The sequence below is a fragment of the Sutcliffiella halmapala genome (assembly GCF_050107295.1).
Taxonomy (GTDB): domain Bacteria; phylum Bacillota; class Bacilli; order Bacillales; family Bacillaceae_I; genus Sutcliffiella_A; species Sutcliffiella_A halmapala_A.
Genome location: NZ_JBNIKR010000002.1, coordinates 55938 through 71518 on the forward strand (window position 1 = coordinate 55938; position 15581 = coordinate 71518).

Genomic DNA, 15581 nt, shown 5'->3' on the forward strand with positions numbered 1-15581 from the left:
TATTAGGTGTAACTTTCGGCGGATATGACTGTCTGTATATGGGAGAGAGGGGAAATGTGATGTCCGACCCTAGGATAAAGATATATGAAAATCATAAACAGGCGATCTATTCGTATTTATATCGATCCACACTCAACAGGCATATTGCCGAGGATCTGACACAGGAGACTTTTTTCCGGGCATTCAAGTCCCTTTCCACTTATAGGGGGGATGCTTCCATGAAAACCTGGCTTTTTAAGATTGCCCGGAATACTTACATTAATTTTTGCGTGAAAAAGCAAACTCAGTTGGAGATGCACTCTGGGACCTTGGATGAGAGGACGGCTGTCCTGCACGATCCATACAAACAGGCTGAGGATAAGCTGATGATTCAAATGATACTGTTGAAGCTACCGGAAAATTACCGGACCTATATCCTGTTGCGTGATGGGAACGGACTGACCTATGAGGAAATCGCAGAAGTCACCAATGAATCGATTGCACAGGTGAAGGTTGGCATCTATAGGGCCAGAAAAAAGTTCCGTGAAATCTATAAGAAGGAGGTGGGGGAGGAACGATGAAGCTAGAACATGAGGTAGTGAGGGATCTGTACCCTTTATATATGGAAAACGAATTAAGCCCTGCAGTCAAGCAAGCAGTTGATGCTCACCTAAGTGAATGTGAAGCATGCAGGAACACCTATCAGACGGGAGAGGGATTTTTCGATCATATAAAGGAACTGGAAAAGGTTCCGGACACTGTAGATGATAAAGTATGGTTAAAAATCAAACTCACCCGTTATAAATGGATCTCTACACTGTTAGTCGCAGTTATCCTTACCCTGCTTGTGACGGACTATAAAAGTGGAAGAGAAAAGTTGATGTTGGAATTTGAAAATTACTACAGAAGTCAGGAATTACTGCCTGTTATGATTAATATAGTGAAAGAACCAGAACATAGTGACCTGGAATATGTACACCGTGACGTGAGTCAACTTCTTGTAGATAAGATAGCGCTTGAGGAGCACCTTAATTTTATAGAAAAACATCAACTAAACAACACAGAATATTACTTAAGCATCAATACCTCAAACTTCAACTCGATGCTTGAAATCATGCAATTCCGTTTTGACCAGGGGATGTGGTCAGAAACGGATGAGGCCGCATATCAAGCCACCCAACAATATTTTGAAGAACTGAACCAACTGTCAAACAGGCAATACCAGAAATTCAAGCATGGATATAGCTCTTATTTTGAAACACTCGACGTGGAAGAATTCGATAGGTTCTACAAAAATATTAATAACCTGAGTGACAGTTATACTCGTTTTCACAAGCTTCCAGAGGATTTGCAGCCAATGGATGAAAAGGAACTCGCAAAACAGGTGGCCCATATATTGGACGTTCAAGAGAAAAAGGTGGAATTGAGAAAAGAGAGTCCTTTAAACGATAGTCCCTACACCTATCAGTTTCATATTGATGGACAATATGATGGAGCGATAGATGGATTGACCGGGCAATTGCTGGAGGTGCGTAGCTATCCGGCAGAACTGGATGGACCAACTCTTACTAAGGAGGAAACCGAGGAAAAGGTGAAAGGCTATTTAGAGAAAATTTATGGCAGCAACTTCATATACGACCTGGTACCGAACGGAGGAGATCCCAGCAATGAAAGTAAAGACTATAAGCTATATAGCTTCAAAATAATACCTACTTATAATGGCTATCCGCTTTATACTCCGCTTGAACAGGATACAGTAATGACGGTAAATGCAAGAACTGGTGAAATAGATAGATTTCGTCATAATCAGGATGTTCCGTCCTATAGGGATATCCATAAGCAGGAGCTTGAAATAGCTGTTACGTTGGAAACTCTCAACAAGCAAAGAGTAACAGAAACCGTGATGATCTATTCCGCCATTTCCGGAAAATTCGAACTGGTGCATATGAATCCTGCACTGGACTACTTTGAAAATGGGAAATTCTATTCAGCAAAAACAGGCAAGGAAGAGTGGATTCATGTAGATGGAAGATAGGTTGCGGTATGCTGCAGGTTACAGTCAGGATAATGAAACTTTTTCATGTACTAATCGTAAAAACGTTAAATATTCTTTGTAGAGGTGACAGATATGGGAGCATTTAATTTAGGGGACGCTCTGTTTCAAAAGTTTAGTTTAGGTTTTCTTGTTTTGCTTGTGTTGTTCGTGGCTTTTGTATTCAGAAGCATTAAGCAGCGGACGATTCAACTAAATCGTTTGGAGGAAAAAGTGGAGAAATTGAGCACGGAAGTTAAAAGGGGTAATTCATAATTCAATGGGAAGTGGCCGATGATGATCTACAAGGTTCTATTAATAGGAGCCATCCTCATATTTATCCTGGAACTATTTATAGGCCCACGATTTTTAGGGATGGAAACAGGGAATACTGGTTTGTTTGTTGGATTGATGATGCTATGTACGGTGATAGGGCATTTATTGAAAAAAGAAAGCGCCAAATAAGGGGAGCCTTCTGTTCTGGGGGCTTTTTCCTTTGATATGGACTCGAGGCAAAAAAACAAGGGTGGAAATTGTAGCAAAGTTGAAACCATTTCAATCAATGAAACGTTAAAATAATAGGGAAAGCAGGAGGTATTCAGATGAAACTGAGAAGCATACATAACAATGATTTTCTTCGGATCTCCACTAATCTAAATGAATGGTGGGGCGGACGCAATATGGTCGACATGCTTCCCCGCCTGTTCATCGACCACTTCCAAGATACAAGCTTCCTGTTGGAGAAGGATGGGCAGTTGATGGGTTTTGTCATCGGGTTTGTTTCGCAAAGTCATCCAGAAAAAGCGTACATCCATTTTGTTGGGGTAAACCTTAAAGCTCGGAAAGAAAAGGTCGGACGCAGATTATATGAACACTTTTTTCAGGTTGTAAAAGAGAAAGGCTGTCAGATGGTCGGGTGTGTCACATCTCCTGTAAATACCGTATCAATCGAATTCCATACCAAACTCGGTTTCTCCATAAAGCCAGGTGACTATGAGGTGAACGGAATATCCATTCATCAAAATTATGATGGGATTGGGCAGGACCGGGTGGTCTTTGAAAAGCGATTATTGGAGGGAAGTAGATGAGAGTAGGAAGTATGGTAGCATTCTGCTTGGCTGTTATGCTATTTGGCATCGGAACTTTTGCATCTTGGTATGAAGGCAGTGATTTGGTGGAAAGACCTTCAGAATGGGAAAGTACCGCGAAAATTACTTCATGGTGGAATGACGGGGCAGTGGAAAGGGGGAATATCTCGCAGCTCGACTATTTCATCTATGTGTTAAAGTATAAGCCTCTTTTCCCCATTTTGATGTTGGTGAGCTTCGTCTATATCCTTTTTGCAGTGGGGAAAAGATGGATGAAAGGAAAGAGAATACTTTCGGTTTATTCGGCAGGGATTGCATTGATGCTTTTTTGTGGAGCGATGCTGGTGGGAGGGTCTCCTACTGCCGGAGCTAAACTGATGATGACTGCACTGATAGTATCGGGAGGTCTGATGACCATTTATGCGAGTTTCAACTATCTTCAATTAATGAGAAATGCTGAACGGTGAAAATAGTGAAGCCGGGAACCATGCTGACAAGCAATCAGCATGGTTCCCGGCTTTTTGATAAGTTAATACTTATTCCCGTTCTTATCAACATAAACAGATTTAACAATCGTCCTCTCGAATGCATTCCCGTCCTTTGTTACGCCTTTTACATCAAGCGTAATCGTATAGACTCCTTCCTCTTTGAAGTTCATTGCCACTTTTCCCTTATTGGCAACCTTCATGCCGAAGTTCTGCTTCGCTTTCCCATCTTTGTTTACTTTTACTTCCACGTTGAAGTCCTTCACTTTGTTTCCTTTATTTTTTAATTCAAGCGTTGAGTCCTCAAGGACAATCTCTTCGTTCAGTTCGGTATGGAAGCCTACGGTCATCAAGTAGGCTGCCTTATCCTTCTTCGCTTTTACCGTCCAAACACCAGCTTCGGGATAGGAGATCTGGAAGGTGTGATGATGTCCGCCTTTGAAAATCTCCTGATCAACGGCATGTTTGAAGTCACGGTACACTACACCGGAAGGACTGATTACTTCGATGTTTTTGGTCTGTTTGTCACTTAACCAATCAAGGTCGATTTTCTGTACATTCTCCTCGACAAAGAATGTTTCTTTTCCTTCCACATGAAACTCACCACCGCGGTGAAGGGCACTGATGTTGGTAGGCTCCTGCTCAACAGGCTCGACCGTCGCACTTACCTCACTAAGCGCAGCTACTCCTGATGTCTGAGTGGTCGTCAAATATGGCCGGAAATACTGGAACGTGCCGCCCTCGCGTACGGTAGTGTGGTTCCAGCTGCTCACCTTGACCTCCGTGCTGTATGGGAGACGTGAACTTGCAACCGTAACTGCGCCATCGTTGGAGCCATAAGAGCTTAAGTACAATCCACCCCAATACAGGGATGAGCCGAAGCTTCCCCATTTTGTGCCTGCCAAGGTATAGATTTTATTGCGAGAACGGTTTGTGTGGTTATCAATTTGAGGTCTATAGCTGTTCATATAACCTGTTTGAAGCGAATAAGTTGCATCGTTTTTGCTGCCAAGAATAGCAGAAAGCCAGCTTGCCCAGCCGCTGTATGCGAGGTCTGCAAGCTGTGAACCGTAATGAGGACTGGATAAGGTGATGAGGTTTGATACATAAGGGTATGCCCCGTAATGAACGAGGGCATTTTGTGAATCGATGCCGCCTTTGCTATGGGCAATGATGACAATTTTCTTTTGATTAAAATGGTTGTAGATATCGCGGATCCTTGCACTTACAATCGAGCCGTTATCCCACATGTTTTTGTCAGGATGGACGTCTATGAATGCCGTCTGATAGCCGTTATTCAAAGCAGTCTGATACATATTATTGTTTTCCCACCAGGTTTTCGAAGAGCTATTGATTCCATGGACAAATACGATCACCGGCTTGTTCGGATCCACATAGCTTGGAGTATCTCCGACATACCACTGCCCTGGGACGCCGCCGGGATCATCCTTACCGCCGATTGTCCCTGCATTTACAGAAACCGGTACCACAAGAATTGCAATAAGCAAAATCAACACCAACCTTTTCATTCCACCACTCCATTTCTTCTAGGAAATGGGAGATCTTCTCCCCATCTATCCTATCGGAAAGCGGTATCACTTCAGAAGTATTTTTTGAAAAATGAGCGAAAGGACATGGGAATTAAAGGATAAGGTAGGAAAAAAGATTTACCTTTCAACAATTAGTGGGATAGCTTTCGGGTAATAAGAAAAAAAGGGTGGATTTTTACTTTCCTGCTAAAAAATTCATCTTGTACATAAATATCCCAAATATCTCGAAAACAAACATTTTGACATCAAGATATGTATATGGTAGAAATGATAAGTAAATAATAATCCAACAAGAAGAAGGAGAGATTTCTTCATGACAACTACCAACAAAAATTCAGCAATTTCTGTAATGAATGAACGTCATTCTGTTCGTAAATATACCCAATATGAAATGCCACAGGCAGACCTTCAAGCTATCCTGGAGGCGACAATCACGGCACCATCGTCCTGGAACCTGCAACACTGGAAATTCCTTGTCGTCCAGTCGGATGCACAAAAGGAAAAACTCCTGCCAATCGCTTACAACCAGCAGCAAGTGGTCGATAGCTCTGTGACCATTGCCATACTCGGTGACTTGGAAGCAAACCATAATGCGGAAAAAGTATATGGAGAAGTCGTGAACAAAGGCTATATGACACCAGAAGTAAAAGAAATGCTCACTGGCCAAATTCATGGTGCTTATACGAACGATCAATTCGCTCGTGACGAAGCGGTGATGAACAGCTCTCTTGCTGCGATGCAATTGATGCTTGCTGCAAAAGACCTTGGATATGATACCGTACCTATGGGCGGCTTTGACCGTGCAGCATTCAAAAAAGAGTTCAACGTTCCGGAACGCTATATTCCGGTGATGCTGATATCAGTTGGTAAAGCTGCTGCAGAAGCACACGGAACTTTGCGCTTGCCGCTCGATGAAGTGGTGGCATACGAAACATTTTAATGGATAGATGGGAAGCCCGCTTTGCAATTGTTGTTGCAATGTGGGCTTTTTTTTGTGGTATCAAAACAACTCAAGCATAACTTGATATACATGGATGAAGGAAAAACTTACAATAAAAGTATCAAAACGAAGAGGTGATGGAAGTGTTCAATATGAAGAAAATCGGGGTACAGATTGCAAATTGGAGAAAAGCAAAAAAACTGACACAAATGAATTTGGCAGATCAGCTTGGTGTCAGTTATCAGGCAGTGAGCAATTGGGAACGTGGCGAAACGATGCCGGATATTGCAAAGTTACCGGAACTCGCAAACATTCTAGAGGTAAGTATTGATGAGCTGCTGAATAATGAAAAAGGAAGTACTCTGATCAACCAGATTATCGAAGGGGATCAGACAGAGTACGTAGTTTCCGTTGAAGAGTTTTCCAATGTTGCGCCGCTGCTGGATTCAGAAAAGGCAGATGAAGTATTCAAAGGATTGACAGAGGATCTTACTATCCATGACATTTCAGCATTCGCTCCATTTATAAGCCAGGAAATCCTTAATGAGTGTGCCAAGAAAGAGTTTGAAAAAGGAGGAATTCAACCATTAGTGGGCATCGCGCCTTTTATAAGCCAGGAAATCATCAACGAATGTGCCGAGAGGTCATTAGATGAGAACGGAATCAAATCCTTGGCTCCCATCGCCCCATTCATCAGCAAGGACAAGCTAGCTAGCATCACAGAGAAGGAGTTTGAAACACAAGGAATAAAGCAAATAAGTGCTATTGCGCCATTCCTAAAAAAAGATTTTATCTCCTCCATAGCGAAACGAGGCTTTGAAAAGGATGGAATCCAATCGATTGTCCCTATCTGTCCCTTTATTGATCAAAAGGTGCTAAACGAAATTGCGATGAAGGCAGTTTCTGAAAAAGGGTTAAAGGAAATCCTGCCGGTTGTGCCGTTTATTAATCAGGATTTAATAAATGGATATGTAAAAGAGCGTGTTGGGATAGAGTAGAGTCATCCAAAAATCATTCTCCTTATATATGTAAACCGTTCTGTTTTGAGGTGCTTTTTTAAAAAAAATTGCCGAAATGACAGTCGTTTGGACATCATTATTAGTATAGAAACTCGCCGTAGTAATTGGCGAGTTTCTTTTTTAGGTATACAAAACCATATTTAATTTAACCTCACTCACAGATGATCGGGTCATCTAAATCTTTCTAATTTAATGTCTTGTCCTTTATCGAAGAAGCAGCAAGAGAAAAAAAAGCGGAGATTTTCCGGTTAAATGCAGTATGTAGCTTGTTTCGGGGAAAATAAGGGGAGTTTTTCCGCTTATGCATAGCAAAATCACCTGTTTTCGAACTTTTCGAGTCAATAGGCGGAATTACTCCGTCTATTTATCAGCTCTAGCGCTTAACCTGATCTCCCAACCGATAAGTGCGAACCGTCTTGATCCTAGATGAAGGAATCAGCAGAAAAGATCAATAAAATTGTTGCTTAATATAGAAGGATTTCCCAGGATTTTGTCGAAACTTAAGTAAAAATAGAAACTGATATAAGGTGGAGATTCATATAAACATTGCAATGGTAAACGTAAAAGTGAAAATGAACAGCCTACAACTAAATGAACGTGAAATAAAAATTCTAGAAGTGTTACTGTTGAACATGTGTGCGCAGACGAACGCTCAAGTTACAAAAGGTGGGATGGCTTTGAATCCGTTGGAAAAAACGGAGAAAAGTATTATTTTTCATCAACAATTGGCTTGGCAACAGTTAATCACATCTGAACAGTATGTACAGATGAAAGAGGGACTCAGCCGCCGCATTACAAATGCCATAAAAATGTGTGAACTGTCTGAAGTTGAAATAGACTATAAGCAAAATGCTTTTTTAAATAGATGATAGAAAGAAATTTGGGGGAGTTAGAATGTTTTCGTACAAAGTAGATAAAGAGATATCTATCGAATTGCTTCAGCTTCAACATACAGAAGAGTTGTTTACTTTGATTGATACCAATCGCGAACATCTCAGCAAGTGGCTCCTATGGGTGGATAAACGTCAGTCACCAGATGATCTTGAACCGGTCATTCCGATCTGGCTACAAAAATATGCAGATAACAATGGCTTTGACGCAGGTATCAGATTTAACGGAAAGCTTGTGGGGATGATTGGTCTGCATTATATCGACTGGAAAAACAAATCTACGAGTATCGGTTATTTTCTTGCTGAGGATGCCCAGGGTCATGGTATCATTACAAAATCAATTTCAGCATTGCTGGATTACTTGTTTGATAGCCTGAAGATTCATAGAGTGGAAATACAATGTGCGGTCGGTAATGCTAAAAGCATTGCAGTTCCGGAAAGGTTGGGATTTTTAAAAGAAGGAATCAAACGGGACGGGCAGTGGCTTTATAACCATTATGAAGACTTGGTAACGTATAGTATGTTAAATCGTGAGTGGAAAGAAAGTCATGCGAGGTGAGGACGTGATTACTTATCCAATACTAAAACAGACTTCAACGATAGGAGTGACCGCACCTTCATCTGGTGTTCCTGAAGAATTGCATCATATCGTAAAGAGAGCAGTTTCAAGATTAAATGCGGAAGGATACGAAGTTGTTTGCAGTGAGATAGTCTGGACAGATGTGAAGACAAGGTCTGCTTCTGCCAAAAAGAGAGCAGAAGATTTTCAAAGGATGATGGAGGAAGACAATATTGATATCATCATACCTCCATGGGGCGGTGAGCTATTGATTGAAACCCTGGAACACATTGATTTTGAGAAGATACAGCCGAAGTGGGTCATGGGATATTCAGATACAAGCATGCTACTGCTTGCCATTACCTTGAAAACCGGGACAGCAACTGCACATGGAAGTAATCTGGTGGACCTGCGTGGGGAATTTTCGGATGAGACCACTGCAATGTGGAAGAAGGTGTTGGCTACACAAAAAGGCCATTCCATCCTACAGTATTCCTCTGAAAAGTTCCAAAAGGAATGGCATCACGAGAATCCCACACCTATGATATTCCACTTGACCGAAGAGACGAGTTGGAAGTCTGTTGCAGGTGGAAGTGTAACGATGTCAGGACGCTTGCTCGGTGGCTGCATCGATATTGTGCGGCATATGATCGGGACACCGTTTGGAGATGTGAAAAGGTTCCGGAGCAGCTTTACGGATGGAGAACCAATACTATGGTACTTCGAAAACTGTGATATGAAGACGACTGATTTAAGAAGGACATTGGTGCATATGAAGCTTGCAGGCTGGTTTGATGAATGCGCAGGCGTCATGTTCGGGAGAAGTCCTGCCAATTTGCCGGTGGATGATTATCTGATAGATGATGTTTATCAGGATTTATATGACGATCTCCAGGTGCCGGTGCTCTATGACATAGACTGCGGCCATATGCCACCACAGATGACGCTGATCAACGGTGCTTTTGCAGAAGTGGAAGTGGCGGATGGGAAAGGGATTGTGAAGCAGACTTATATATAAAGGGCAGACATAAGAATGACGCCATTCCCTTTATATTTATTTTGAAAAAGTAGGGATAATATGATTCAAGCATTACTATTGTTTTTACTCGCGGGAATTGCTGAAATAGGTGGAGGCTATCTGATTTGGCAATGGCTGCGGGAAGGAAAGCATTTTTCCTGGGGAATATGGGGAGGGCTTGCCCTTGTTCTCTATGGACTTGTAGCCACTTTCCAGGCTTTTCCCCTCCTTTGGCCGGGTTTATGCTGACTATGGTGGTGTATTTATTGTTCTCTCTGTGCTCTGTGGCTGGGGGATCGATAGGAAAACACCGGATATGTATGATTGGGCAGGAGCGCTGATTTGTTTAATCGGTGTTTCTGTAATGCTTTTTGCACCTCGGCACTAAGTGAGGAAAAGTTTATAATTTTCGGATTGTGATATAATTTAATAAAATGGAACACATAATAAAAGGAGTCAAAGCGAGACCAACGCTTTGACTCCTGACAGATGAATGCTGCAGTGGCACAGCTACTGTGGGCAAACGAAAAGATCCACCCGTACTGCACATGCCAGCGTTAGACGGGTGGATTATTTTTTTCGATTGATTTCGATCAGGACGACCACAAAGCTTAATAATTCCAGAATGAACATCCCGGAGCTCAGAAAGATTTGCAGTTCGTTCATGCGGCGCCACCCCCATTCTCCACAGGGATTTAGCCGCTCCACCCGTATTCATCTGTCCTACATAGTATAACCAGATTCATGGTGGCCGAACGTCCGGTCATCTATTTATTTTGCCTATTTATCATAAAGGTAGCCCAGAAACTCCGGCAGCCTTGCTCGCCATGCCGCTTCATTATGGACTGCATCCTCGATTATCTCGAACCGGACATGCTTCACCTTTTCCTTCAACAAATCATAAACGGCCTGGCTCGAATCGATATAGATCTGATGATTGATGAATGAAGTATCTTCCTTCGTACCAATATCTAAATAAAAGCGTTCCGTTTCTGTCAAATCACTTTCATTTATGTAAGCTTCGATTTCATTCTGATTGATCCAGTAAGCGGAGGAGAGGGATCCTATTCTTTTATAAATGTGTGGATATCTGCATCCGGCATAAGTGGATATCAAACCGCCCATGGAGCTGCCTGCCATTGCTGTATCATCCGGGATTGTCCGATATTTCTCATCAATCAATGGCTTCAGTTCGTGTGTGATGTACTCGATATATTCCTTCCCTTTACCACCTGTAAGATTCTCATCATTAAATAACCTTTGCCCAAGCTCCCGGTTTTCCCATGGTGCATATTCGTTGAAACGTTCAAATCCTTCCTGATTGCAGTCAATCCCGACGACGATTATTTCGAGGTCGCTCTGCTCGAGATAATCCTTCAACCCCCAGCTTACACCGAAGCTTGCCTCCTCATCGAGAAACAAATTCTGACCGTCATGCATATATAGAACAGGATAACGCTTATCAGAAGTATGGTAGCTTTTAGGCAATAGGACACTGACCCTTCTATCAGACAGGAAGGGAGTGATGGTGACAGTAAAATATTCAAGCATATATACGATCCCCTTTTTCATTCTAAGTACCTCTTATTATATAAAATTATTGGCTAGATGAAAGCATTTTAATGATAAAATGAAAATATTCAAAAGGAACGGAGCTGGCAGGATGAAGATCGGTCTAATCAGGCACTTCAAGGTGACACGGGGATATCCGGACAATCGGGTGACAGCCGAAGAACTCCTGAAGTGGGTGGAGGAATACGATGCCTCTGAAGTGGAAGAGAACGATTTGGATTTAAAAAATATAGATTGGAAGAGATGTTACTCGAGTGATCTTCCACGGGCAGTAAAAACGGCGGAAAAAGCTTTTAAGGGAGATATTTCATTCTTGAAGGAGCTCAGGGAAATAACCGTGGCTCCGATTTTCCCGCCCAATAGAAGGCTCCCCCTCAAACTTCATCTTTTATCCATCCGCATGGCTTGGCTATTTAACCATAAATCGCAGCCTGTGAGTAAGAGGGAATTGCAAAAACGAATAAGTGATACATTGGATAAAATACTTTTTAGTAAAGAAAACACCCTCATCGTCAGCCATGGTGGCGTCATGATGCTTTTGCGTAAAGAATTGTTGAGAAGGGGATTCAGGGGGCCCGAGTTCAAGATTGCCAATAATGGTGAGTTGTATTTGTTTGAAAAAATGTGATTGGAACTAGGAGTGACTTTGATGAGAAGGTCAGAGCTTATTGATTGTCTAATAAATACTATATGTGCCATTCATCTGCCTCATCCTGTGCGAGTGGGTGTGAGCGGTATTACAGCATCGGGTAAAACAACGCTTGCTAATGAAATTGCAACTGCATTGGAATACACAGGAAAAAAAGTGATCAGAACTAGTATTGATCAATTTCATAACCCAAAGATTATTCGCTATAGACAAGGGAAAGATTCAGCGATTGGCTATTACAAGGATGCTCATGATTATACATCTTTTATGGAAAAGCTGCTGATTCCTCTAGGACCTTCCGGTAACCTTAGATACCAACCAGCATCTTTTAATTTGGAAGAAGATGAATATATGTCGTTCAATGAAGTGTTAGCAACTGAAGACTCCGTGCTAATCGTCGATGGCACGTTTTTATTCAAGCAGGAGATAATCAATCAGTTTGATTATAAAATTTTTGTAGAGACAGATTTTGAGCTTGCTAGAAAAAGGGGAGCGAAAAGGGAAGAGAAAGCATTTGGTAGTTTGATAAAAGCGGAAGAGATTTTTAAAAAAAGGTATCATGCTGCCTCTAAGCTTTACCTTGAAGAACATGCTCCACAACAATTTTCAGATGTAGTAGTAAATAATGATGACATTGATTATCCGACAATGTATAAAAACATATAACCAAAGAAGTGATTGGTATAGTTAACAATTAAGAGTGAGGGCTTTTGGGTATGATAATCGTTTGAAATCCTCATCATCAACATGGAAGGGATAACCTATCTTAAAGACTCCTCCAATGCCCTCATCCATTATGCGTCAATATATCTCGGCTTCTAGTTCATTTTCTAAGGACTGTGATGAATCCATCCAGTATCTCATGGCTTACGTTAAAGCCCTTGCGCTGATAAAATTCCAAGGCACTGTCATTGCCATTGGATACGAAGATGAAATGATCCTGCACTTCCTTGAACTGATCCAGCCATTCCATGGACATTTTAAAGAGCTTCGATCCAATACCATACTTACGATATCCTTCAACGATATAAAACTGTGATAGACAGCCGACAAGATCGGCTTTTACAGAGGAAAGATCAAAGAATGTGGCAAATTCATTGGCGTATACTTCCTTCTGAGACACGTTGGTATACACATAGCCGACAACTTTGTCCCCATCTTTCACTACAACTGTATAATTATGAACGGCCTTCTCCATGGAAGAAAGCAATCTTGTTTCGAAGTTCATCACGTCAAACCGTTCAGGGGTGATCGTTGCTTTTGATTTCTGATAGTCCATGAGGGCATTGCATGGTTCCCTCAGGATTTCGATATCGTTAATAGCAATCGTTTCATATGTAAGGTTCATTTTTCTTTCTCCTCTTTTGTAATGGATATGTTTTTATTTTAGTATAAATGTGGATGAAGACAAGTACGCAGTTTTACCTGACCAAGTAAGAAAAAACTGAGTAAAGGGGAAATGGGGATGGAAAGCGGAATACAGAGAAGTACCCGATTGGAGAATTGTCCTCTTACCTATGCCATGAATATGATAGGAGGTAAGTGGCGATTGCCCATTCTCTGGGCCATTAGGCAGAAAGATACAATCCGTTACAATGAACTGAAGCGGACTGTAGAAGGAATCACCAACATGATGCTCTCACAATCGTTAAAGGAATTGGAAAGCAATGGCCTGATCGTGCGCAAACAGTATTTAGAAATGCCTCCGAGAGTGGAATACTCGCTTACTGAGGAAGGGGAGGAGCTTGTTGGTCATCTGAGAGCCCTCGCTAGCTGGGGCAAGAGGATGCAAAAACTTCAAGGACAAAGGGGATTGGAATGAAGTTCTTAAACTATGGTTCCCTGAACAAGGATAAAGTCTACACCGTCCCTCATTTTGTCACCGAAGGAGAAACACTCGCTTCCTTAGGGTATGCCGAATATTCTGGAGGAAAAGGGCTGAATCAATCCATCGCACTGGCAAGGGCCGGCGCGGATGTCCATCATGCCGGAAAGGTAGGTCAGGACGGTCACTCCCTTAAAGAGGAATTATCACGAGCAGGAATCAACGTCAAGGGTATATCAGATGGAGGAATGATTACAGGCCATGCCATCATCCAGGTAAACGAAAATGGGGAGAACTGCATCCTGTTATTCGGCGGCGCGAATAGGGAGATAACAGAATCTGAAATAGATAAGGCTCTTTCTGATTTTGCGGAAGGGGATGTTCTAGTACTTCAGAATGAGATAAACAATCTGGACTATCTGATAGAGTCAGCCTACCGAAAAGGGATGGCAGTAGTATTAAATCCGTCCCCGATGGATGAAAGGGTAAAAAAGATGGACTTATCGAAACTTCATTATTTAATTTTAAATGAAGTGGAAGGTCGCGAAATCACTGGACATGGCGAGCCAAAGGATATCCTCGATCAACTTATCAATGATTATCCAAAATTGAAGGTGGTACTCACACTGGGTGCAGCCGGCTCTGTATACCGTGATATCAGTCAAGAATTTCGGCAGGGTATTTTTCCGGCCATGGTGGTGGACACTACAGCTGCAGGCGATACATTTTTGGGATATTTTCTGGCTAACGTTTTTCAAAACGGAAAAGTTGCAGAAGCTCTCAGTATTGCTTCAAAGGCCGCTTCCATAGCGGTTTCGCGAAAAGGTACGGCGAAGTCGATACCTACAATTGATGAGGTTATGAGTTGAGGAAAAGCAGTCCAAGGGGCTGTTTTTTATTTTTTCACCTTAGATAAAAAGCAATACAAATGCAAGATTAGTTGGTAGAATATTCTATACAATCGTAGTATAGGAGCTGACAGTAATGAAAGAAATGTTGTTTTCAAGCGAGCTGACGTTGGAGAATGAAAGAATCAGACTCATACGGATGTCACAGGAGCATTCCAATGAGTTGTATAAAATCAATGTCCCTGAAACCTGGGCATACATGCTGTTGGAAGTAAGCAAGCAGGAGCAAATGGATGAGTGGGTGGCTGCTGCCGTAAAGCTCTATCAAGAAAAGCTCGCTGTCCCATTCGTTGTCATCCTGAAGGAGACAGGTCAAATCATCGGAACGACACGGATATATGAGCTGAATGAGGTGCACAAGTCATGCGAAATCGGGTCGACCTGGTATGGGGTGGACTACCGAAGGACCTTTGTGAACTCCGATTGCAAATATCTGCTGTTGAAATATTGCTTTGAAACATTAAAGCTGATGCGTGTCCAGTTAAAAACAGACGAGCGTAATGTCAGGAGTCAAAAAGCCATCGAAAGGCTCGGGGCTATGAAAGAAGGGATTCTTCGGAAAGAAAGGATCCTTGCCAATGGCTATATCCGGAATGCCGTTCTCTATTCGATTACAGATGATGATTGGAACGGCTTTGTGAAGCAGAGATTCCTGGAGAGGAATGCTGCATATGAACAGAGAAATGAAGAAACTATCTGATGCATTATTCGCAAGCTGGTCGATCGATTCAAGCACAAAGTGGACCGAGGGCAATCCGGCAAAAGGTCAGTGCGGAGTGAGTGCTTTGGTAGTGAACGAACTTTATGGCGGGGAAATCCTAAAAACAAAATTGGAGGAAGGCTGGCACTTCTACAATTTTATTGACGGGAGACGCTTTGATTTTACATATTCACAATTCTGCCATCCAATCGTTTACGACGACATTGTCTCTTCAAGAGCAGAAGCGTTGGAGGATACGAATGAGGAGCAATTTTCCTACTTGTTGCGGCGAGTGTGGGAGGAAATGGAGGTAATTGCATACTCGACTGATAATGGGAAATATAAAGTATATGATTTTTAATAAATT

19 protein-coding genes and 1 pseudogene are annotated in these 15581 nt (G+C 42.1%); 17 read left to right on the forward strand and 3 right to left on the reverse strand.

Features of this window, described 5'->3' with window-relative positions; translation table 11 throughout:
• The first annotated feature begins 59 nt into the window (after positions 1 to 59).
• The 5 genes from ACQCT5_RS03915 to ACQCT5_RS03935 all read left to right on the forward strand — a co-directional run bounded on the left by ACQCT5_RS03915 (position 60) and on the right by ACQCT5_RS03935 (position 3566).
• Entirely contained in the window at positions 60 to 560 is a 501-nt protein-coding gene (locus ACQCT5_RS03915) for an RNA polymerase sigma factor (protein ID WP_499639224.1), read from the forward strand.
• Positions 557 to 2014: a zf-HC2 domain-containing protein gene (locus ACQCT5_RS03920; RefSeq protein ID WP_499639226.1), complete on the forward strand. Its 1458-nt coding sequence runs from the start codon at positions 557 to 559 to the stop codon at positions 2012 to 2014. The genes ACQCT5_RS03915 and ACQCT5_RS03920 overlap by 4 nt, the downstream gene beginning before the upstream one ends.
• A 291-nt stretch (positions 2015 to 2305) precedes the next feature.
• On the forward strand, positions 2306 to 2476 hold the full coding sequence (locus ACQCT5_RS03925) for a hypothetical protein (protein WP_499639228.1): 171 nt from the start codon (positions 2306 to 2308) through the stop codon (positions 2474 to 2476).
• 137 nt (positions 2477 to 2613) lie between these two features.
• Complete coding sequence (locus tag ACQCT5_RS03930; protein ID WP_499639230.1) at positions 2614 to 3099, forward strand: GNAT family N-acetyltransferase; 486 nt, start codon at positions 2614 to 2616, stop codon at positions 3097 to 3099.
• Positions 3096 to 3566 (forward strand): DUF4306 domain-containing protein, encoded by a 471-nt coding sequence (locus tag ACQCT5_RS03935; protein WP_499639232.1) that lies wholly within the window; start codon positions 3096 to 3098, stop codon positions 3564 to 3566. The genes ACQCT5_RS03930 and ACQCT5_RS03935 overlap by 4 nt, the downstream gene beginning before the upstream one ends.
• Positions 3567 to 3628: 62 nt before the next feature.
• Here the strand turns inward: ACQCT5_RS03935 and ACQCT5_RS03940 are convergent, their stop codons facing one another.
• Complete coding sequence (locus ACQCT5_RS03940) at positions 3629 to 5113, reverse strand: esterase/lipase family protein (RefSeq protein WP_499639234.1); 1485 nt, start codon at positions 5111 to 5113, stop codon at positions 3629 to 3631.
• A gap of 334 nt (positions 5114 to 5447) precedes the next feature.
• On the opposite strand from ACQCT5_RS03940, the gene ACQCT5_RS03945 reads away from it, so the two are divergent.
• The 6 genes and pseudogenes from ACQCT5_RS03945 to ACQCT5_RS03970 all read left to right on the forward strand — a co-directional run bounded on the left by ACQCT5_RS03945 (position 5448) and on the right by ACQCT5_RS03970 (position 9948).
• Positions 5448 to 6074, forward strand: a complete 627-nt coding sequence (locus ACQCT5_RS03945) for a nitroreductase family protein (protein ID WP_499639236.1) — start codon at positions 5448 to 5450, stop codon at positions 6072 to 6074.
• A gap of 152 nt (positions 6075 to 6226) precedes the next feature.
• On the forward strand, positions 6227 to 7072 hold the full coding sequence (locus tag ACQCT5_RS03950) for a helix-turn-helix domain-containing protein (RefSeq protein WP_499639238.1): 846 nt from the start codon (positions 6227 to 6229) through the stop codon (positions 7070 to 7072).
• 698 nt (positions 7073 to 7770) lie between these two features.
• Entirely contained in the window at positions 7771 to 7962 is a 192-nt protein-coding gene (locus tag ACQCT5_RS03955) for a hypothetical protein (RefSeq protein ID WP_499639240.1), read from the forward strand.
• A gap of 25 nt (positions 7963 to 7987) precedes the next feature.
• On the forward strand, positions 7988 to 8542 hold the full coding sequence (locus tag ACQCT5_RS03960; RefSeq protein WP_499639242.1) for a GNAT family N-acetyltransferase: 555 nt from the start codon (positions 7988 to 7990) through the stop codon (positions 8540 to 8542).
• Positions 8543 to 8546: 4 nt separating this feature from the next.
• Entirely contained in the window at positions 8547 to 9560 is a 1014-nt protein-coding gene (locus tag ACQCT5_RS03965; RefSeq protein ID WP_499639244.1) for a S66 family peptidase, read from the forward strand.
• Positions 9561 to 9620: 60 nt separating this feature from the next.
• A pseudogene (locus ACQCT5_RS03970) lies at positions 9621 to 9948 on the forward strand (YnfA family protein).
• 392 nt (positions 9949 to 10340) lie between these two features.
• Here the strand turns inward: ACQCT5_RS03970 and ACQCT5_RS03975 are convergent.
• The gene (locus tag ACQCT5_RS03975; RefSeq protein ID WP_499639246.1) at positions 10341 to 11132 is read right to left on the reverse strand and encodes an alpha/beta hydrolase; all 792 of its coding nucleotides are present in this window, start codon (positions 11130 to 11132) and stop codon (positions 10341 to 10343) included.
• Positions 11133 to 11223: 91 nt separating this feature from the next.
• Between ACQCT5_RS03975 and ACQCT5_RS03980 the strand changes: the two genes are divergently transcribed.
• Together ACQCT5_RS03980 and ACQCT5_RS03985 are read left to right on the forward strand one after the other, a co-directional pair.
• A complete protein-coding gene (locus ACQCT5_RS03980) occupies positions 11224 to 11760 on the forward strand; it encodes a histidine phosphatase family protein (protein WP_499639248.1) in 537 nt (178 codons plus the stop codon).
• 21 nt (positions 11761 to 11781) lie between these two features.
• Entirely contained in the window at positions 11782 to 12447 is a 666-nt protein-coding gene (locus ACQCT5_RS03985) for a hypothetical protein (protein WP_499639250.1), read from the forward strand.
• A 157-nt stretch (positions 12448 to 12604) separates the two neighbouring features.
• Here ACQCT5_RS03985 and ACQCT5_RS03990 read toward each other — a convergent pair whose 3' ends face one another.
• Complete coding sequence (locus tag ACQCT5_RS03990) at positions 12605 to 13129, reverse strand: GNAT family N-acetyltransferase (RefSeq protein ID WP_499639251.1); 525 nt, start codon at positions 13127 to 13129, stop codon at positions 12605 to 12607.
• A gap of 180 nt (positions 13130 to 13309) precedes the next feature.
• On the opposite strand from ACQCT5_RS03990, the gene ACQCT5_RS03995 reads away from it, so the two are divergent.
• The 4 genes from ACQCT5_RS03995 (at position 13310) to ACQCT5_RS04010 (ending at position 15575) form a co-directional block, all read left to right on the forward strand.
• Positions 13310 to 13603, forward strand: coding sequence for a winged helix-turn-helix transcriptional regulator (locus ACQCT5_RS03995; RefSeq protein ID WP_499639966.1), 294 nt, complete (start codon positions 13310 to 13312; stop codon positions 13601 to 13603).
• A complete protein-coding gene (locus tag ACQCT5_RS04000) occupies positions 13600 to 14475 on the forward strand; it encodes a ribokinase (RefSeq protein WP_499639253.1) in 876 nt (291 codons plus the stop codon). The genes ACQCT5_RS03995 and ACQCT5_RS04000 overlap by 4 nt, the downstream gene beginning before the upstream one ends.
• A 115-nt stretch (positions 14476 to 14590) precedes the next feature.
• Complete coding sequence (locus tag ACQCT5_RS04005) at positions 14591 to 15214, forward strand: GNAT family N-acetyltransferase (protein ID WP_499639255.1); 624 nt, start codon at positions 14591 to 14593, stop codon at positions 15212 to 15214.
• Positions 15186 to 15575: a YunG family protein gene (locus tag ACQCT5_RS04010; RefSeq protein ID WP_499639257.1), complete on the forward strand. Its 390-nt coding sequence runs from the start codon at positions 15186 to 15188 to the stop codon at positions 15573 to 15575. Before ACQCT5_RS04005 ends, ACQCT5_RS04010 begins: the two co-directional genes overlap by 29 nt.
• Positions 15576 to 15581 lie beyond the last annotated feature (6 nt).